This is a genomic window from Burkholderia glumae LMG 2196 = ATCC 33617 (genome assembly GCF_000960995.1).
Taxonomy (GTDB): domain Bacteria; phylum Pseudomonadota; class Gammaproteobacteria; order Burkholderiales; family Burkholderiaceae; genus Burkholderia; species Burkholderia glumae.
The window spans coordinates 1,433,549-1,453,060 of sequence record NZ_CP009435.1 but is presented as its reverse complement, the minus strand read 5'-3'; the positions used below and the strand labels follow the sequence as shown (position 1 = coordinate 1,453,060).

The following is a 19,512-nucleotide window of genomic DNA, read 5'->3' as shown; positions in this document are numbered from 1 at the left end:
CGGGCAGGATTTCAAGCGGCGAGTGAATAGGTACTTTCGTAGTTCGCCCATCAACGGTACTCCGGTCGGCCCCATTACCCCCTTCCTTGATTTTCATGCACCTCCCGGGCGTTTCGCCCTGTCTCACCATTTTTAGGAACAAGTTATGGCAACCGGCACCGTCAAGTGGTTCAACGACGCTAAGGGTTTTGGCTTCATCACGCCGGAAGGCGGCGGCGACGATCTGTTCGCGCACTTCTCGGAAATCCGTGTCGACGGTTTCAAGACGCTGCAAGAGAACCAGAAGGTCGAATTCGAAGTGAAGACCGGCCCGAAGGGTCTGCAAGCAGCGAACATCAAGCCGCTGTAAGTTCGCGCGATATCTTCGCCTGAATAAAAAACCCCGCTTCGGCGGGGTTTTCGTTTTCTCCGCCCCGCTTTCGCATCGGGCGTGATGGGTTCCGAAATCGATTCGCGGATTCGCGTCGCTCGGGCGGACGGACATGCGCCGCGCGGACGGCGCCGGCAGGGCGCGTCACGACGACGCCCGCAGGGCCGCGGCATCGCCACCGCCTCGCCACCAGACGGGCCACCACGCGGGCCACCGGCCTTCAGCCGAACAGCCGCCGCGCGTGGATGCCGAGCCCGGTCGCCACGCTCGCGAGACGGTCGCCGAACACCGGCTCGGCGTCGGGAAACGCGGCCGCGAGCGCGCCCGACAGGAACGACAGGCCGGTCGAGCCGCCGGTGAAGTAGAGCGCCCCCACCTCGCGCGGCGCGATGCCCGCCAGCCGCACGGTCTCGCGCGCGGCCTCGACGATGCGCGCCGTGTCGTCCGCGCTGGCCTCGATCAGGCGCGCCGCGTCGAACGCGATCTGCAGGTCCTCTTCCACGTCGTTCAGGTCGATCAGGGTCTGGCCGCCCGCCGCCACGCCGATCTTCGCCTCCTCGGCGCGCGCGGTCAGCGCGTGGCCGAGGCGCTGCTCGACCACGCGCACCAGCCGGTCGAACTGGCGGGTGTCCACGTACAGGTGCTTCATCAGCTTCAGCTCGGCCAGGCGCTTGGGCGTGTAGACCGTGTTGATCAGGTGCCAGGTAGCCAGATCGAAGTAGATCCGGTTCGGCAGTTCGCGGCCCTCCGGGTCGAGCGAGCGGTAGCCGAACGCGGGCAGGATCGCGGCCAGCTCGACGCGGCGGTCGTAGTCGGTGCCGGCCACGTGGACGCCGTGATGGCCCAGCACGTCGCCCTTGCGCTCGAGCCGCGCCATGCGCTCGGGGCCCACGCGCACCAGCGAGAAGTCCGAAGTGCCGCCGCCGATGTCGGCCACCAGCACCAGCGACTCGGCCGACAGCCGCGACTCGTAGTCGAACGCGGCCGCGATCGGCTCGTACTGGAAGCTCACCTCCTTGAGCCCCACCGAACGCGCGGCCGCGGCGAGCTGCTGCTCGGCCAGCCGGTCGGCACGCGGATCGTCGTCGACGAAGAACACCGGCCGGCCCAGCACCGCGCGCTCGATCACGCCCCCCGCGCAGGCCTGGGCCTTGCGCGTCAGGTGCTGCATGAAGATCGCGATCACCTCGGTGTAGGCGATGCCGCTGCCGTCACCGAGGTCGGTGGTGGTTTCCGCGAGCGGCGAGCCGAGGATGCTCTTCATCGAGCGCATCAGCCGGCCGTCGAAGCCGTCGATGTACGACGCGAGCGCGGTGCGGCCGAACTCGCGCGAGCCTTCGTCGTTGTTGAAGAAGATCGCGGTGGGCAGGGTCAGGTGATCGCCCTCGACGGGCGCGAGCCGCATCGCGCCCGGGTGGTCCGGATCCGGCAACGCGACGGCCGAATTGGAGGTGCCGAAATCGATCGCGCAATAAGTCATGGGAAAGGTCGCCGACTGGGCGGGCGCGAAGCGGAAAGGGGGGCTTTTTTATCACAGAAGCGCGGGCCGCCACAACGGGGCCCGCGCACGAGAAATTCGGGGCCGGGTCGGCCGGGCAGCCGGCGCCCGCCCGCCGCCGCCGGCAGGCGCGAGGAGAAACGGCGCCGGGCGGGCGATGGCGGCACGGCACGCCGGACCCCGCGGCGCCGGGCGCCCGCCGCCACGCGGCGCGGCCGGCGCGCTCAGCGCTTTGCGAACGGCACCTTCCAACCGCTCTGATAGATCACCTCGCCGATCGCGTGGCGCGTGCGCGGCGCCCGTTCGCGGTCGCGCAGCACGGGATCGAGCTTCTCGGCGTCGCCGTAGTGGCCGAGCGAGATCATCGCGATGATCTCCACGTCGGCCGGCACCGCGAACGCCTCGCGGAACGCCTTCGGGTCGAAGCCGCTCATCTGGTGTGCGGCCAGGCCGAGCGCATGCGCCTGCAGCACCAGCGACATGGCCGCCGCGCCGGCGTCGTAGAGCGCCGTGCTGCTCGGCTCGCCCTTCGAGGTCAGCGTGTGCGCGGTCACGGCGATCAGCACCGGCACCGGCGCGTTCCAGCCCTGGTTGAACGGTACCAGCGTGGCGAACGCCTTCTTGAAGGCGGCCTCGTCGCGCGAGCGGTCGAACACGACGAAGCGCCAGGGCTGCGCGTTGTAGGCGGAAGGCGCCCAGCGCGCGGCCTCGAGCACCGCGTGCAGGTGCTCGGCGCTGACCGGCTGGTCGGAATAGGCGCGCGGACTCCAGCGGCCGGCAAGCAGTTCATGAATCGGCGCGGCGGTGGGAGCGGAATTAACGGACATGCATGGCCTCGTAGGTCAAAAAGGGCTCTAGCCCCGGAGAATCGCCAGCATACTCGTTCACCGTCCAGCGCGTATCACGCGGCGGCCGCCCCCGCCCGGCGCGCCCAGGGCGGCGCGGGAAGCCGCCGTCCCCGGGCGCGGGCGGCGCGGGCTCAGGCCGCCTGCGGCACCGGCCGCACGCGGCCGCGCTTGATGCGCAGTACGATCACCGCGCCGACGATGCAAAGGCCGCCGGAGATCATCGAGGCGAGCGTATAGGTGCCGAGGCTCGCGCGCAGCAGCCCCGCGCCGAGCGCGGCGAACGCGGCACCGAGCTGGTGGCCGGCGACGATCCAGCCGAACACGACCGGGGCGCGCTCCCTGCCCCAGATGTCGGTGGCCAGCCGCACGGTGGGCGGCACGGTGGCGATCCAGTCGAGCCCGTAGAACACCGCGAACAGCGGCAACCCGAAGAAGTCGATGCCGAACGCCTGCGGCAGGTAGATCAGCGACAGCCCGCGCAGCCCGTAGTACCAGAACAGCAGCACGCGGCTGTCGTAGCGGTCCGAGAGCCAGCCCGAGAGCGTCGTGCCGATCAGGTCGAACACGCCCATCGCCGCCAGCAGCGAGGCGCCCTGCACCTCGCTCATGCCGTAGTCGCTGCACATCGCGATCAGGTGCGAGCCGATATAGCCGTTGGTGCTCGCGCCACAGATGAAGAAGCTGAAGAACAACAGCCAGAAGTCGCGCCGGCGCGCCGCGTCGAACAGCGCGTCGAAGGCGGCGGCGAGCGGGTTCTGCTTCGCGGCCTCCGGCAAGCGCGGCGCGTTGTCCGGCTCGCCGTAGGGGCGCAGCTGCAGGTCGGCCGGCCGCTCCGGCAGCAGGAAGATCACGAGCGGCACCGCCACCGCGAGCGCCAGCGCCACCACCAGCACCACCGGCCGCCAGCCGTGGTGCTGCGCGATCGCCGCCAGCATCGGCAGGAACACCAGCTGTCCGGTGGCGGAGCTGGCCGTCAGCATGCCCATCACGAGCCCGCGCCGCGCCACGAACCAGCGGTTCACGAACGTGGCCGACAGCGTCAGCGCGGCCACGCCGGTGGCACTGCCCACCATCACCCCCCAGATCAGCACCATCTGCCAGGTGGCCGTCATCATCGACGACAGCGCCACGCCCGTGCCCATCACCGCCAGCGCGGCGAGCACCGTCGGCCGTAGCCCGAAGCGCTGCATCGCGGCGGCCGCGAACGGCCCGGTCAGGCCGTACAGCGCGATGTTGATCGAGATCGCCAGCGAGATCGTCGCGCGGCTCCAGCCGAGCTCGTGCTCGAGCGGCACCATCAGCACGCTCGGCGTGGCGCGCGTGCCGGCCGCCGCGAGCAGGACCAGGAACACGACCGCCGCCGCGATCCAGCCGTAGTGGAAGCGCCCCCGCGCGCCCGCCGCCATCATCCAGTTCATCCCGCACTCCCGTTGCGGCCGCAGTGCGCCCGGCATGCCGCCGGCCCCGACCCGTTGACGAGGACCGCGCGTTACCACTCGGTCACAAGAGCTTGCGATCGTAGTGACCGATCAGTAACATGTCAAGCATCGTCGAAATTGACCCGATGCCGTCGAGGTGATTGATGCCTGCTTCCCCCTCCCAACCCGCGCGGTCGCGCCGTTCGCCGACCGCCGCCGCGACCGCCTACACGCAGCTGCTCGACGCGGCCGAGGCGCTGTTCTATCAGGAAGGGGTGCGCGCGGTGGGTGTGGAGGCGGTGGTCGAGCGCGCCGGCGTGAACAAGATGAGCCTGTACCGTCAGTTCGCGTCGAAGGACGAGCTCGTGCTCGCCTATCTCGAGCGCAAGAAGGCCAACTACTTCCGCCGCTTCGACGCCGCCGCCGCGCGCCTGCCCGGCGATGCCAGGGCGCAGTTGCTGCAGCTCGTCGACGATCTGGCGCAGCGCGCGCGGCAGCCGACCTACCGCGGCTGCCCGTTCATCAACGTCGCCGTGGAGTTTCCCGATGCCGCGCACCCGGCGCGCGTGTCGGTGGCCGAGAACAAGCAGGAGCTGATGCAGCGGCTGGTCGCGCTCTCCACCGAGGCCGGGGCGCGCGATCCGCAGTTGCTGGCCGACGGGCTGGCGCTGGTGTTGGAGGGCATCTACGCGGCCAGCCAGACCTACCGCGCCGAACACAGCCCGATCGGCGGCGCGCCGCAGGTGGTGCGGATGATGATCGACGCGGCCTGCGCCTGAGCCCGGGCCGCGCCGGCCCGGCTGTTTGCGTCACCTGTGATGCGCGGCGGCGCGCCCGCTACAATGCCGGTCGCCGCCTTAGCCGCTTCGACCATGAACGATCCTCATCAAGACATCCTCGCCGCCACGCGCCACTGGCTCACGCGCGCCGTCATCGGCCTGAACCTGTGCCCGTTCGCGAAAGGCGTCCACGTGAAGGAACAGGTGCGTTACGCCGTCAGCGAGGCCGCCTCGCTCGAGGACGCGCTCGACGATCTCGAACGCGAGCTGCGCGCGCTGGACGCGGCCGATCCGGACGCGATCGACACCACGCTGCTGATCTATCCGCGCGCGTTCGCCGAGTTCGCCGAGTTCAACGACGCGCTGCAGTTCGCCGACCGCCTGCTGCGCCAGCTGCGGCTCGAAGGCACGCTGCAGATCGCGAGCTTCCATCCCCAGTACCAGTTCGACGGCACCGAGGCCGACGACATCGAGAACTACACGAACCGCGCGCCCTATCCGATCCTGCATCTGCTGCGCGAGGCGAGCATCGACCGCGCGGTGCAGGCGTTTCCCGACGCGGCCGACATCTACGAGCGCAATCAGGCGACGCTGCGCCGCCTCGGCCACGACGGCTGGCGCGACTGGATGGCGGGCGGCGAACCCGGCCCCGGGACGGCAAGTACCGGCGCGTGACCGAAAGCCGGGCGCACCGGCCCGGGCGGGCGCCGCGCGCGGCTCAGCCGTGCGCGGCAGCCGCTTGCCCGCTCGCCTCGGGCGCGAAGAAGCGCTCGTTCAGCTCGGCCAGCCCGAACATCGCGAGGATCTCGCCGAGGCGCTCGGCGGGCTTGCGGCGCGGCAGGTTCTTGTACTGCGCGATGATCAGCTCGTTCTTCATCGAGTGCTCCCAGCCGACCAGCTCCGTCACGCTGACCTGATACCCGTGCGCCTCGAGCTGCAGGCAGCGCAGCACGTTGGTGATCTGGCTGCCGAACTCGCGCGTGTGCAGCGGATGGCGCCAGACCTCGGTCAGCGCGCTGGCCAGCGACTTGCCCTTGTTACGGCGCAGCACGCCGGCCACCTCGGCCTGGCAGCACGGCACCAGCACGATGTGCCGCGCGCGCTTGGCCAGCGCGAAGCGGATCGCATCGTCGGTGGCGGTATCGCAGGCATGCAGCGCGGTCACCACGTCGACGGTTTCGGGCAGCTTCGGCGACCGGATCGAATCGGCCACCGACAGGTTCTCGAACGACATCGCGCCGAAACCGAGCCGCGCGGCCAGCGCGGTCGAGCGCTCGACCAGCTCCTCGCGCGTCTCGATGCCGTAGATGTGCGAGTTCGCCGCCGGGCGCGACTTGAAGAACAGGTCGTAGAGGATGAAGCCGAGATAGGACTTGCCGGCACCGTGGTCGACCAGGGTCACGCCGCCGCGATCGGCGGCGACGTTCTCGAGCAGCGGCTCGATGAACTGGTACAGGTGATAGACCTGCTTCAGCTTGCGGCGGCTGTCCTGATTCATCTTGCCGTCGCGCGTCAGGATATGCAGCTCCTTGAGCAGCTCGACCGATTGCTCGGGACGGACTTCGTAGGTCTTGTTCGACATCGTGCGGACGGCCGGCGCCGCACCGGGAAACCGGCGCGGCGTCGGCGGGAAACGGGTGGAATGACGAGAGTTTACCGAAATTCGCGCGGGCGCCCCGGGCGCGGCGCGAATCCGGCCGCCACGGCGCGGCGACGGACGCCCGCCGCCGCGCCGCCGGCGCACGGCCGGCTGGGGCGCCGCGCGCTGTCCTGGCCGGGCCTCGGGCGGACCTCAGGCGCGCGCGCCGAGCCGCCAGAGCGAGGTCAGTTCGGCGGAACGGGCGCGGTGCAGCGGATCGGCGGCGTCGCTGGACTTCGGGTGGACCGGCCGGATGTCATCGCGGCCCAGCACCACGAGGCCGGCCGCCTCGATCCAGCCGAGCAGCGCCGCGCGCGTGCGCAGCCCCAGATGCTCGGCGAAATCGGACAGCACGAGCCAGCCCTCGCCGCCCGGCGTCAGATGCGCGGCGAGCCCGGCCAGGAAGCCCTTCAGCATCCGGCTGTCCGGATCGTAGACCGCGGATTCGATCGGCGAGCCCGGCCGCGCCGGCACCCAGGGCGGATTGCAGACCACCAGCGGCGCGCGGCCCGCCGGAAACAGGTCGGCGCGCTGCAGCTCGACGCGCGCGCCGTAGCCGAGCCGCTCGAGATTCTCGGCCGCGCAGGCGAGCGCGCGCGGATCCTGGTCGGTGGCCACCACGCGCTCCACGCCGCGCTCGGCCAGCACCGCCGCGAGCACGCCGGTCCCGGTCCCGATGTCGAACGCGAGCGTCGCGGCGGGCAGCGGCGCGCGCGCCACCAGCTCGACGTACTCGCCGCGCACCGGCGAGAACACGCCGTAGTGCGGATGGATGCGCGCGCCGAGCGCGGGGATCGCCACGCCCTTCTTGCGCCATTCGTGCGCGCCGATCAGGCCGAGCAACTCGCGCAGCGAGGCGACCGAGGGCATGCCGCCCGGGCCGTAGGCTTCGATGCAGGCCTCGCGCAGGTCGGGCGCGCGGCGCAGCGCGATCGAGTAATCGGCCTCGAGCGGGATCAGCAGCATGCCGAGCGTGCGCGCGCGCTGCGACTGGGCGAGCCGGTGCAGGTTGAAGGCGTCCACCGGATTGGCCGGCGCGCCCTTCCTCCCCGCGCGCCGGTCGACGCGCCGCGCGAGCGCCTGCAGCAGCTGGCGCGCGTTCTGGAAATCGCCCTGCCAGACCAGCGCCGTCCCTTCGCAGGCGAGCCGGTAGGCGGCGTCGGCCGTGGTCGTGTCGTCGGCGATCACCACGCGCTTCGGCGGCGGCAAGCCGGCCTCGGAGCGCCAGCGCAGCGCGCATTCGACGCCGTTCGCGTCATGAAATTGAAGGGTCGGATAATCGGTCACGGCAACTCGGAAAAGACGGCAGACATCGGAAACGGAGCGCCGCGCTGACGGCGGCAGGCCGCGATTATCTCCCGCCACGCGGGTAGGCCCAAGCGGCAATCGTGCGCGACCGCCCGCGCGGCCTCGCTCGAACGGTTTGAGCAAGAGCGGCGCGTGCCGGGCCACCTGTCTCAGTCAGCGCCTCCCGACGCGGCCGGCAAGCTCAGCGAGCCGGCGTCGGTGAAACGCACGCCGCCGAACACGCCGGCCTGCAGCCTGCCGCTCAGGCGGTACGGGATGCGCCCGGCCGCCGCCGCGTCGGCGAACCCGAAGGCCTGCCGCGCGGCCGCGAAGGCCGTCACCGTGATCGGCACGCCGATCACCACCTCGCCGAAACGCGGCACGACTCCACGCGCATCGCTGACGCCGCTCGCGAAGGGGCGGCCGTTCAGTTCGAGATCGAGCGCGAGGCCGTCGTAGTCGATCGGCGTGTCGTTGGGATTCTGCACGCGCAGCTTCAGCTCGAAGCGCATCTCCAGCCCCTGCCCCGCGAGCGGCGTCAGCCCCACCACGCCGACCCGCACGGGATCACGGCCAAGCACGGCACACCCGCCCGTCAGCAGCGGCAGGCTTGCGAACACGAGCAGACGGACGGCGCTGCGGCGCTGCATCGGCATTTCTCCAGTAACGGGGATCAGGCGGCGGCCGCGTGGGGCCGCCGCAAACGGGGATCGCGAGCACGACTCGCGACGCACATGCGAACTGGACCGCGCGGCCGCCGCGTAGTTCCTCGGCTCCCTGACGGCATCCCAGCGGCAGCCCAGCGTGGCTTCACATCGGCTTCACATCGGCGGAACCGCGCGGCCCGGCCGCGCTCACCGCGCCGCCCGCTCCCACGGCGGCTGCGCGAACCACTCGCGCAGGAACTCGACGAGCGCGAGCGTGCGCGCCGCGCCGCCCGCCTGCTGGCGCAGCAGATGGATGGTCGCGTCCTCCAGCGCGGGGGCCTCGCCCGCGATGGCGAGGGCGACCAGCGAGCCGTTCGCGAGCGCCGCGCCGGCCAGCCAGGTCGGCAGATGGGCGATGCCGAGCCCCTCGACGGCGGCGGCCAGCAACGCCTCCGAATGGTTGCTGCGAAAGCGCGGCGCGTCGGGCGCGTGACGCTGCTTGCCGAAGCGCCACGCGCCGGGCGGCGGCGAGCCGTGCCAGGCGAGGCAGTCGTGGCGCGCGAGCGCGTCGAGCGACGCCGGCGTGCCGCGCGCGGCCAGATAGGCCGGACTCGCGCACAGCACGCGCCGCTGCGGCGCGAGCAGCGTCGCGACGAAGCGCGTGGCCGCCACCGGGCCGATCCGCAACGCCAGGTCGACGTCGGCGCCGAGCCGCTCGCCGGGCAGGTCCACCATGCTGTCGGTCAGCACCAGCTCGACCACGATCGCCGCGTGGCGCCGCATGAACGCGGCCACGGCCGGCATCAGGTGCAGCCGCCCGAACGGCGCCGGGCAATCGATCCGCACCAGCCCGCCCGGCTCGTCACGCTGCCGGTGCAGCTCGGCGTGCAGGCCGCGAATCCCGGCCAGCAGCGCCTTGGCGCGGTCGTACAGCAGTTGTCCGGCCTCGGTCGGCCGCACCGCGTGGGTGGTCCGGTGCAGCACGCGCACGCCGAGCTGCGCCTCGAGCTGATCGATGCGCCGCGCGATCGAGGAGGCGGCCAGGTCGTGGCGCCGCGCGGCGGCCGAGAAGCTCTGCAGCTCGACGACGTCGACGAACACGGCCAGATGCGGGGAGAAAAGGGCTTCCATGGAGCGGGCGGGCAGCGCGAGCGGAAGGGAACGGCGCACGGTGGCGATGGGCTGCTCGGCACGCTTGTGCGTATTACGCAAAGCGATGATGCGCCTTTGCGCATTTCCGCGTCAACCGCAGCTGCCTAGACTGCCTCCATTGCCCATCGACTCCGGAGTCCCGCCATGCAACGCATCGTCCTCACCGCCGCCGCCCGCGACCTCGACTCGCTCGTCGCGCCGCTCCAGGATGGCCCGTCGCCCGTCACGCACGACGGCCAGCTGCTGATCGACGTCCACGCCGCGGGCGTCAATCCGAGCGACGTGAAGGCCGCGCTCGGCAACATGCCGCACGCCGTCTGGCCGCGCACGCCGGGCCGCGACTGGGCCGGCGTGGTGCGGCTCGGGCCGCCCGACTGGATCGGCGCGCAAGTGTGGGGCTCGGGCGGCGAGCTGGGCATCCGCCGCGACGGCTCGCACGCGCAACAGCTGCTGCTCGCGATCGAGCAGGTGCGCCGCAAGCCGGCCGCGCTGACGCTCGACGAAGCGGCCGGCGTGGGCGTGCCGTTCATCACGGCCCACGAGGGGCTGCGGCGCGCCGGCATGCCGCAAGCGGGCGAGGTGGTGCTGGTGTTCGGCGCGAACGGCAAGGTCGGGCAGGCGGCGATCCAGCTCGCCAGCGCGCGCGCAGCGCAGGTGATCGGCGTCGAGCGCACCGCGGGCAGCTATCGCGGCCATGCGAGCGGCGCGGTGTCGATGATCGACGCGTCGGCCGGCGACGTCGCCGAGGCGGTGCGCGCGCTGACCGGCGGGCGCGGCGCCGACCTGGTCTACAACACCGTGGGCAGCCCCTACTTCGCGGCGGCGAACGCGGCGATGGCCACCGGCGCGCGCCAGATCTTCATCTCGACGATCGAGCGCAGCGTGCCGTTCGACATCTTCGCGTTCTATCGCGGCCAGCACACCTACGTGGGCGTCGATTCGCTCGCGCTCGACGGGGCCGCCTGCGCGCGCATCCTCGACGAACTCGCGCCCGCCTTCGAGGCCGGCACGCTGCGGCCGTTCCCGATCGCGGCCGACCACGTCTACCCGCTCGCACGCGCGCGCGACGCCTATCGGGCGGTGCTCGGCGGCACCCGCGAACGCGTGCTGGTCCGGCCGTGAGCGGCGCGGCCCGAGACAAGCGCAGCGCCAGGAGAACGGCAATGACGGACTATGCGGTATCGCTCGGCGTCGGTGCCGGCGTGGGCCTGTTGTACGGCGTCCTGAACGTGCGCTCGCCGGCGCCGCCGCTCGTCGCGCTGGTGGGACTGCTCGGCATGGTGATCGGCGAGGCGGCGGTCCGCTGGCTGCGCTGATCGCGCGGCACGCGGGCCTGACGCGCGGGGCCGCGCTGCCGGCGGCCCGCACCCGTGCCGCCGCGCCTGGCGCTAGCGGTCCCCTCGCCGCCGGAACGCCCACCAGGCGGCGAGCGCCGTGAACAGCGCGACGAACAGCACCATCAGCCAGAAGCCATGCTTGTTCTCGGCGAGCGGCACGCCGCCCACGTTCATGCCGAAGAAGCCGGCGATGATGTTGATCGGCAGCGCGATCACGGTCACCAGCGTCAGCGTGAACAGCGTGCGGTTGTTCTGTTCGTCGAGGCGCGAGGTGATCTCTTCCTGCAGCAGCTTGATCCGCTCGACGAGGCCGGCCAGGTCGGCCAGCACCAGCGAGAACTCCTCGGTCGATTCGCGCAGCTCCTGCACGTCGGCGCCGAGCAGCCACGCGGGCGGCTTGGCCAGCAGCCGGAAGATCGAGCCGGGCTCGGGCGCGAGCATGCGCTGCAGGCGCGTCATGGTCCGGCGCATCGAGCCGAGCTGGTCGCGGTTCGCGGTGGGCCGCTGCGACAGGAAGCGGTCCTCGATGCGATCGACGTCCACGCTCGCGCGCCGCACGATGTGCTGCATCACGTCGGCCTGATCGCGCAGCAGGTGGATCAGCAGCTCGGTGGGCGAGCGGAACCGCTCGCCCTGCCGCACGCTCTCGCGCAGCGTATCGACCGAGCGCAGCGGCTTCAGGCGCGCGGTCACCATCATGCGCCGGTCGACGTAGACCCACAGCGTCGAGACCTCGGCCGCCTCCATGTCGAGGCTGAACATCACGTCGTTGACGACGGCGCGCAGCACCCCGTCCTGCTGCTCGATGCGCGTCGAGTGCGAGCCCTCGCGCAGGAATTCGTAGAACGTCTCGGGCAGGCCGAGATTGGCGCGCATCCAGCGCTCGCTCGCGCCGTGCGCGAGATTGAAGTGCAACCAGTGGAATTCGCGCGGCGCATTGCTGTCGCCGGCCGCCTCGGGCCGCAGCAGCGCGCCGGTCCCGGCCGCGTCGACCGGCACGCCGGCCGCGTCCGGCGCGAAGCGGAACGCGCAGATCATGCCGGAAGTGTCGGCGCCGTAGGTGGGAATGATCATCTCTGGTTTCATCGGCTGTCCTGCGAATCCTGGCCCTGCCCCTGCCGCCTTGCCATGCCGCGCGCGGCGCCCCCCGATATGTCGCCGATCCGCGTGTCACCGTGATGGCGCGTCACGCGTTCGTCATCGGCGCGTCGCGCGTGCACGACACCGCGGCCGTCATCGCGGCCGGCGGCCAAGCATAGCGAGGGAGGCGGGCGAGCGCCAAGCCATCCGGCGCGAGGCGCGCGAACGGCCGGGCGCGAGGCGGGGGCGGCGGGGCGGCGCGAAGGCGGCAGCCGCCGGCCGGGCGGAAAACGGGTCACTCGAGGGCGCACCCGCGCGACGCAACGGGGCGCCGCGTCAGGCACGCGCGGCACCGCGGCCGGCCGGTTGCCGGCCGTCGGGGCCGGGACGGTCAGGGCTGGCGGTTCTGGTTCGCCGAGTTCGGGCAGGCCGGGTCCTTGCCCCAGTGGCCGTCGCACACGCGCCAGCGGCACAGCTGGTCCTCGAAAAAGCCGCGCGTGCCGCATTCCTTCACGCGCGCGGCAAGCGTGGCCTCGTTCGCGGCGACCTTCGCGACGGCCTTCTTCGGCTTGGCCGAGGGCGGCGGGCCGGGATCGGCAGGCTTGGTGCGGGCCACCAGCGCGGCGAGCAGATCGGCGTCGGGGTCGTCGCGATGCTGGCTCGCGGTGGCGGGGTGGCGCTTCGCGGCGGCCTCCAGCTGGCGGTCGTGACGCTTCTTGGCGGCCAGTTCCTGCCGCTCCTGCTGCTTTTCCTGCTTCTCGCGCTTCGCGTCGGCCAGCTTCTCGGCCTTCGTCTTCGGTTTCTCGCCGGCGGCCTCGTGCTTCGACGCGGCGGCCGCGAGGGCCGCGCCGCCGGCGGCATTCGAATCGGTCGCGCCGTTGGCCAGCGCCTGAGACAGCCGGCTGCCGGATGCGCCACGCGCGCCCGAGGCGTCCGCATCGGCATCGGCCCTGGCCGGTTCCTCGTTGACGATGGTCGCCGTCTGCGGCGTGGATGCGGCCTGCGCGAGCTGCGTACCGCTTGCCGCCGCAGCGGCGCCGGACGCGGCTGCGACGGCGGCCGGCGCGGACGCGGCCGAGGCGGGGACCGCCGCGGTGACGGCGGGCGCCGCGCCCTGCTGGGCCTGGATGCGCCATGCGCCCCAACCGGCCAGGGCCACGACCGCAAGCGCGATCACCGCGAGCGGCCCCTTGCGGGAACGCGACGGCTTGGCGCTCTCGGCGCTCTGTTGCGGCGACACGCGCCCTTCGAGATTGGCGAGAATACGCGATGCGTTCTGCCCGCCCTTCTGGCCCGGGTTAGAAAGCAGACTGGGTGGAGCTTTCCGATTTGAATCTTCCGGCGCACTCATTCAATGTCTCGTTGAATCCTGGTTTAATTCGCAGCAATAATATCGCCCGGCCGACTCGAAGCAGGCCTGATTCTAAGAGCAAGACTTCTAAAAGACAATCGATTGTAAATTTCGGGGATTTCAGTGATTGCCGTCGTCCTGATCGCGTATTTCGCCATCGCCGTGCTGGCCGCCGCCTTGTTCCTGTTGCCGGGCGTTCGGGCCAGCCTGTTCGGCTCGGTGGCGCAGTTTCACGGAAGATTAAGCCGGCGCGTTTCGGACCGAGCGCAGCGCACTCGCGGCCATATTCTCAAATCGGCAAAAATTTCGCGAAACTCTTTAAGCGATCTGCAAAATTTACTGATTCGGCGACGCTTGCTGATTATGGGCGCGGCAGGTATTCTTGCGACGCCTCCGTTGATCGCGATTGCGTTACGCGGTCGGCAATTATTCCAATACGACGACACCATACGCGTTCCCGACGAAAAGATCGCCGCGCTGCTGCAAGGCGAACAGCTCGTCCCGCCGTTGCCGCTGCCGCCCGAAGTCTTCGCCACCCGCGAAGTCGAGCAGATCCGGCCCGCGCTGAAGGATGCGAGTCGCGACTGGAACTTGCTCGATCCGGATTTCCGCACGCGCTTGCTGCTCGTCTACAAGATCATGCACGAGCAGTACGGATACGAAATGGCGCTGCTCGAAGGCTATCGCAGTCCCGAACGGCAGAACCGGCTTGCCCAGATGGGCACGAACGTGACGAACGCGGCCGCGTACCAGAGCTATCACCAGTTCGGTCTCGCGGCCGACAACGCGTTCCTGCGCGACGGCAAGCTGGTGATCTCCGAGAAGGACCCGTGGGCCATGCGCGGTTATCAGCTGTACGGTCAGGTCGCCGAGCAGGTGGGCCTGACCTGGGGTGGCCGATGGAAGATGATGGACCTCGGACACGTCGAATTCCATAAACCCGGCTTCAAGCTGGGACATCCGCCGCCACAGTGACGGCGTCGCAAAACCTGAGGGCGGTATGGGGAAGATGAACGACAGCGCCGGCGGCCAAGCCGGCCAGCCACGCGCCCGGGGGCGCCGCGCCGGATGCGCGGCGGCCGCCCGCGCGTGCTCGCCGCGACCGGCCCGCGCCGAGCATGCGCCGCCCCCGCACGATTCCACCGGATACGCAGCGTGACGTCATCAGCCGCCGTCATGCTGTCGGCGCGCCCGCGCCATCGCTTCGCCTCCTTGATTCGCACCGGAACCTGACCGTCCTATGCAACGCATCCTCAACGTGTTGACTCACCCGCGCACGCTCTCGATCCTCGGGTTCATCGCGCTCGCCGCGATCCTGTTCATCGTGGCGGACGCCCTGCAGATCAGCTTCGTCTGGCCGATCGCGATCCTCGCCGCGCTCGTCGTGCTGTGGCTGCTCGTGAAGCTGGTGCGGCGGCTGCGGGTGAAGCGCGCGAACCGCAAGCTCGGCGACATGCTCGAGGAACAGGCCTCGGTCGAGAGCCCGGCCGCCGCCGCCGCGCCGGTCGAGCCGGCCAAGCAGGCCGAGCTGGACACGCTGCGCACGCGCCTCGTCGATACGGTCAAGACCATCAAGAGCTCGAAGATCGGCCAGGTCTCGGGCGGCTCGGCGCTCTACGAGCTGCCGTGGTACATCGTGATCGGCAACCCGGCGGCGGGCAAGAGCAGCGCGGTGATCAACTCGGGCCTGCAGTTCCCGTTCGCCGACAAGAACAGCGCCGTGATCCACGGCATCGGCGGCACCCGCAACTGCGACTGGTTCTTCACCACCGAGGGCATCCTGCTCGACACCGCGGGCCGCTATTCGGTGCACGAGGAGGACCGCAGCGAATGGCTCGGCTTCCTCGGCCTGCTCAAGAAGCACCGCCCGAAGGCGCCGATCAACGGCATCATCGTCACGGCCAGCATCGCCGAGCTGACCGGCAACCGCCCCGAATTCGCCATCAACCTCGCCAAGAACCTGCGCCAGCGCGTGCAGGAGCTGACCGAGAAGCTCGAGGTGTTCGCGCCGGTCTACGTGATGTTCACCAAGGCCGACCTGATCACCGGCTTCACCGAGTTCTTCAGCAACAGCGACCGCGCCGAGTACGACCGCGTGTGGGGCGCCACGCTGCCCTACGAGCCCGACGAGAAGCGCGACGTGGTGGCGCTCTTCGACGAGCGCTTCGAGGAGCTCTACGACGGCCTCAAGGAGATCAGCGTCGCGCAGCTCGCGATCAGCCGCGGCAACATCCTCTCGCCGGGCCAGCTGAGCTTCCCGCTCGAATTCGCCTCGATCAAGCCCACCCTGCGCGCGTTCCTCGCCACGCTGTTCGAGAACAACCCGTTCCAGTACAAGCCGATCTTCCGCGGCTTCTACTTCACCAGCGCGCTGCAGGAAGGCGAGACCAACAGCGCCGCCGCGCAGCGCATCGCGGCGCGCTTCGCGCTCGACGGCACCGCGCTGCCCAAGCCGCCCAGCGCGTTCTCGAAGAACGGCTTCTTCCTGCGCGACCTGTTCTCGAAGGTGATCTTCGAGGACCGCAAGACGGTGCGCCAGTTCGCGAGCCCCGCCAAGACGCGGATGCGCTACGCGACCTTCTTCGCGTTCGTCGCCGCGCTCGCGCTCGCGCTGGGCGGCTGGACCTGGTCGACGATCGGCAACCAGCAGCTGGTGGCCAACGTGCAGGCCGACCTCGACAACATCGCCAAGCTCGAGCAGAACCGCAACGACCTGCAGTCGCGCCTGCAGGCGATGGACATCCTCGAGGACCGCATCGAGCAGCTCGAGCAGTTCCGCCACGACAAGCCGATCGCGGTCTCGCTCGGGCTCTACCAGGGCGACCGGCTCGAGGAGCACCTGCTGACCGAGTACTACAACGGCGTGCGCCAGATCATGCTCGCGCCGGTGGCCGACAACCTCGCCGCGTTCCTGAAGGACGTGAACGCGCATCCGGACCAGCTCGCGCCGATGACGCGCGCGCCCGAATCGGGCGCGGTGCCGGTCTCGGACAAGACCGCGCTGGCCAGCCGCGCGCAGGGCGGGCTCTACAACGACGCCTCGCCCACCAATGTCGAGGACGCCTACAACGCACTGAAGACCTACCTGATGCTGTCCGACAAGCGGCACGTCGAGCAGGCCCACCTGACCGACCAGATCGCGCGCTTCTGGCGCGGCTGGCTGGAAACCAACCGCGGCAACATGCCTCGTGACGAGATGATCCGCAGCGCCGAGCGGATGATCACGTTCTATCTCTCGCGCGTGCAGGACAACGACTGGCCGATGATCGACGCGAACCTCGCGCTCATCGACCAGACCCGCGAGAACCTGCGCCGCGTGGTGCGCGGCATGCCGGCCCGCCAGCGCGTCTACGAGGAAATCAAGGCGCGCGCCTCGACGCGCTACGCGCCGATGACCGTCGCGCGCATCGTCGGCGACGAGAACGCCTCGCTGGTGGCGGGCAGCTACGCGATCCCCGGCACCTTCACGCGCGACGCCTGGTTCGACTACGTGCAGCCGGCGATCCGCGACGCGGCCACCAAGGAGCTGCAGGCCAAGGACTGGGTGCTCAACACCGCCTCGCAGGACGACCTGACGCTGGAAGGCAGCCCCGAGCAGATCCAGAAGGTGCTGGTGGGCATGTACAAGACCGAGTACGCGCAGCACTGGCAGAAGTTCATGCAGGGCATCGCGGTGCAGAACTTCGGCAGCTTCGGGCAGGCCGTCGATGCGATGAACCGGCTCGGCGACCCGCAGGATTCGCCGATCCGCAAGATCCTCGAGACCGCCTACGAGCAGACCTCGTGGGACAACCCCTCGCTGGCCAGCGTGACGCTGAAGAAGGCGCAGACGGGCGTGGTGGGCTGGGTCAAGCAGTGGTTCTCGCGCCAGCGCGGCGGCCAGCTCGCGGCCAACATCGACATCAACGGCAATCCGGTGGAGGTGCCGATGGGGCCGATCGGCCAGGAGTTCATCGGGCTCGCCCGGATCGTGCAGACCCACGACGGCGGCCAGTCGATGCTGAAGGGCTACATGGAGTCGCTCTCGAAGGTGCGCACGCGCTTCAACGTGATCAAGAACCAGGGCGACCCCGGCCCCGGCGCGCGCCAGCTGATGCAGCAGACGCTCGACGGCAACGGCTCCGAGCTGGCCGATTCGCTGAAGTACGTGGACGAGCAGATGCTGACCGGCCTGACCGACTCGCAGCGCCGCTCGCTGCGGCCGCTGCTGGTGCGTCCGCTGATGCAGGCGTTCGCGGTGGTGATCCAGCCGGCCTCGGTGGAAGTCAACAAGGTCTGGAACGCGCAGGTCTACCAGCCGTTCCAGTCGTCGCTGGCCAACAAGTATCCGTTCTCGCCGGGCGCCAAGGTCGAGGCCGCCGCCTCCGAGATCGCCCAGGTGTTCGGCCCGGACGGCTCGATCGCGAAGTTCGTCGGCACCACGCTCGGCCCGCTCGCGGTGCGCCGCGGCGACACGCTGACCGCGCGCACCTGGGGCGACATGGGCCTGGCGCTGACGCCGGAGTTCACCAACGGCTTCGCGAGCTGGGTCGCGCCGCTGGCGGGCGGCGCCGCCACCAGCTCGGCCTCGTCCGAGCCGCAGACGGTGTTCCAGATCCTGCCGCAGCCGAGCAGCGGCACGACCGAGTACACCATCGCGATCGACGGCCAGCAGCTGCGCTACCGCAACACGCCGCCGCAGTGGACCAACTTCGTCTGGCCGAATCCGTCGGGCTCGCCGGGCGCCACGCTGTCGGCGACCACCTTCGACGGCCGCACGCTGCAGCTCGTCAACGAGCCGGGCCGCTACGGGCTGGAGAAGCTGATCAACTCGGCGCAGCGCACGCGCCGCCCGGACGGCACCTTCGACCTGACGTGGACGCAGGGCGGCGTGAGCGTGTCGGTGACGATGCGCATCATCAGCACCTCGCAGCCGTCGGGCGGCGGCAGCGGCGGCGACGCCCCGCAGCAGCAGAGCCTGCGCGGCATGCACCTGCCCTCGTCGGTGGCCAACACCAGCGCGAGCGGCGCCATCAACGCGACGGCACAGGCGCCGGCCGCCACGTCCGGCGTGAGCCCGGCCGCGGCCGCCACGGGCGCGGCTGCCAACGCATCGAACGCACAGGGGGCGCAATGACGCAAACGGTCCAGGCTCAGATCGCCTATTTCGGCAAGATCCCGTCGCGCGGCGACTTCGTGAAGAGCGCGCACAACCCGCAGTTGCTGCAGACGCTCGACCGCTGGATCGCGCAGGCCATGGAGCTGCTGGCCGACGACCCGCGCTGGAAGATCGTCTACGAGAACGCGCGGCCCATGCATTTCGCGTTCATCGGCACGCGCAGCAAGCTCGCCATCGCCGGCCACATGGTGGCCAGCCACGACGCCTCGAACCGGCGCTTTCCGTTCCTCGCCGCCACCGCGCTCGAGGTGGACCGGCCGCTCACCTTCGTCGCGCGCAGCCCGCTCGCGTTCGCGCGGCTCTGGCAGCGCGCCGCCACGCTGATGCGTCCGCTGCTGGGCAGCGACGAGCCGCCCGGCGCGCTGCAGGCGCTCGGCGAGGCGCAGGTGCCGATCGACACCGGCGGCCCCGGCAGCGCGCACGACGGCACGTTCAACGATTTCGTCGAGCACCAGTCGCTGTTCGGGCTCGAGCAAATGCTGCTCGCGAGCGGCCACCCGGTGAAGCTGCGCGGCGCGATGCTCGCGCTCGGCTCGCTGCTGCGCCCGGTGATGCAAAGCGGCTCGTCGCACATCGAGCGCGGGCTCACGCTGCCGCTGCCGGTCGATCCGTTCTATCGCAGCCTGGTGGCGGCGTTCTGGATGGAGCTGATCGCGCCGTTCGTCTCGCAGGCCGATTTCGAGCTGGCGATCTTCATCGGCTCCATCGCCGAGCGCGAGCGCCTGATCATCGGCTTCAACGGCGCCTCGGCCCGGACGCTGCACAGCGTGGTCGATCCGCAGACCTATTCGCAACACAACATCGACATCGACGACCCGGAATGGGTCGATGCCCATGCGCAACACGATCCCGCGACCAGCAAACTCGTCAGCTACCTCGAACAACCGCAACTGTCGCTGCGCGTGGCGATCGACACGTTCCGCGAAGCCTTCGTCGCAGGAGCCTGAC

The 19,512-nt window shown here is 70.5% G+C and carries 17 protein-coding genes; 8 read left to right on the top strand and 9 right to left on the bottom strand.

Annotated features, from left to right (window positions below; translation table 11 throughout):
* Positions 1-145: 145 nt before the first annotated feature.
* The gene (locus tag KS03_RS19195; protein ID WP_012734504.1) at positions 146-349 is read left to right on the top strand and encodes a cold-shock protein; all 204 of its coding nucleotides are present in this window, start codon (positions 146-148) and stop codon (positions 347-349) included.
* 241 nt (positions 350-590) lie between these two features.
* Here KS03_RS19195 and KS03_RS19190 read toward each other — a convergent pair whose 3' ends face one another.
* The 3 genes from KS03_RS19190 to KS03_RS19180 all read right to left on the bottom strand — a co-directional run bounded on the left by KS03_RS19190 (position 591) and on the right by KS03_RS19180 (position 4,134).
* Entirely contained in the window at positions 591-1,850 is a 1,260-nt protein-coding gene (locus KS03_RS19190; RefSeq protein ID WP_012734503.1) for an Hsp70 family protein, read from the bottom strand.
* Between the two features lie 242 nt (positions 1,851-2,092).
* Entirely contained in the window at positions 2,093-2,695 is a 603-nt protein-coding gene (locus tag KS03_RS19185) for a nitroreductase family protein (protein ID WP_012734502.1), read from the bottom strand.
* A gap of 152 nt (positions 2,696-2,847) precedes the next feature.
* The gene (locus tag KS03_RS19180; protein ID WP_012734501.1) at positions 2,848-4,134 is read right to left on the bottom strand and encodes an MFS transporter; all 1,287 of its coding nucleotides are present in this window, start codon (positions 4,132-4,134) and stop codon (positions 2,848-2,850) included.
* Positions 4,135-4,298: 164 nt separating this feature from the next.
* Here KS03_RS19180 and KS03_RS19175 point away from each other — a divergent pair, with 164 nt between their 5' ends.
* Positions 4,299-4,913: a TetR/AcrR family transcriptional regulator gene (locus KS03_RS19175; protein WP_012734500.1), complete on the top strand. Its 615-nt coding sequence runs from the start codon at positions 4,299-4,301 to the stop codon at positions 4,911-4,913.
* A 93-nt stretch (positions 4,914-5,006) separates the two neighbouring features.
* A complete protein-coding gene (locus KS03_RS19170; protein WP_012734499.1) occupies positions 5,007-5,588 on the top strand; it encodes a DUF1415 domain-containing protein in 582 nt (193 codons plus the stop codon).
* Positions 5,589-5,631: 43 nt separating this feature from the next.
* Here the strand turns inward: KS03_RS19170 and KS03_RS19165 are convergent, their stop codons facing one another.
* From KS03_RS19165 to KS03_RS19150, 4 genes are all read right to left on the bottom strand, one after another.
* Positions 5,632-6,495: a class I SAM-dependent methyltransferase gene (locus KS03_RS19165; RefSeq protein ID WP_012734498.1), complete on the bottom strand. Its 864-nt coding sequence runs from the start codon at positions 6,493-6,495 to the stop codon at positions 5,632-5,634.
* 210 nt (positions 6,496-6,705) lie between these two features.
* Entirely contained in the window at positions 6,706-7,839 is a 1,134-nt protein-coding gene (locus KS03_RS19160; RefSeq protein ID WP_012734497.1) for a methyltransferase, read from the bottom strand.
* Positions 7,840-8,009: 170 nt separating this feature from the next.
* Positions 8,010-8,489, bottom strand: coding sequence for an LEA/WHy family protein (locus KS03_RS19155; RefSeq protein ID WP_035981347.1), 480 nt, complete (start codon positions 8,487-8,489; stop codon positions 8,010-8,012).
* 204 nt (positions 8,490-8,693) lie between these two features.
* Positions 8,694-9,617, bottom strand: a complete 924-nt coding sequence (locus KS03_RS19150) for a LysR family transcriptional regulator (RefSeq protein ID WP_012734495.1) — start codon at positions 9,615-9,617, stop codon at positions 8,694-8,696.
* Between the two features lie 165 nt (positions 9,618-9,782).
* On the opposite strand from KS03_RS19150, the gene KS03_RS19145 reads away from it, so the two are divergent.
* A complete protein-coding gene (locus KS03_RS19145) occupies positions 9,783-10,760 on the top strand; it encodes a quinone oxidoreductase family protein (RefSeq protein WP_012734494.1) in 978 nt (325 codons plus the stop codon).
* 41 nt (positions 10,761-10,801) lie between these two features.
* Entirely contained in the window at positions 10,802-10,954 is a 153-nt protein-coding gene (locus KS03_RS30240) for a DUF1427 family protein (RefSeq protein WP_012734493.1), read from the top strand.
* Positions 10,955-11,026: 72 nt separating this feature from the next.
* Here KS03_RS30240 and KS03_RS19140 read toward each other — a convergent pair whose 3' ends face one another.
* Both KS03_RS19140 and KS03_RS19135 read right to left on the bottom strand, forming a co-directional pair.
* Positions 11,027-12,061, bottom strand: a complete 1,035-nt coding sequence (locus KS03_RS19140; protein WP_026051673.1) for a transporter — start codon at positions 12,059-12,061, stop codon at positions 11,027-11,029.
* Between the two features lie 385 nt (positions 12,062-12,446).
* A complete protein-coding gene (locus KS03_RS19135; protein WP_012734491.1) occupies positions 12,447-13,406 on the bottom strand; it encodes a hypothetical protein in 960 nt (319 codons plus the stop codon).
* A 123-nt stretch (positions 13,407-13,529) separates the two neighbouring features.
* Between KS03_RS19135 and KS03_RS19130 the strand changes: the two genes are divergently transcribed.
* From KS03_RS19130 to tagF, 3 genes are all read left to right on the top strand, one after another.
* Positions 13,530-14,381 carry a M15 family metallopeptidase gene (locus KS03_RS19130; protein WP_012734490.1) on the top strand — a complete coding sequence of 284 codons (852 nt, stop codon included), beginning with the start codon at positions 13,530-13,532 and terminating at the stop codon, positions 14,379-14,381.
* Between the two features lie 265 nt (positions 14,382-14,646).
* Positions 14,647-18,522 carry a type VI secretion system membrane subunit TssM gene (tssM, locus tag KS03_RS19125; protein ID WP_017433311.1) on the top strand — a complete coding sequence of 1,292 codons (3,876 nt, stop codon included), beginning with the start codon at positions 14,647-14,649 and terminating at the stop codon, positions 18,520-18,522.
* Complete coding sequence (gene tagF / locus KS03_RS19120; protein ID WP_012734488.1) at positions 18,519-19,511, top strand: type VI secretion system-associated protein TagF; 993 nt, start codon at positions 18,519-18,521, stop codon at positions 19,509-19,511. The genes tssM and tagF overlap by 4 nt, the downstream gene beginning before the upstream one ends.
* The last annotated feature ends 1 nt before the right edge of the window (position 19,512 follow it).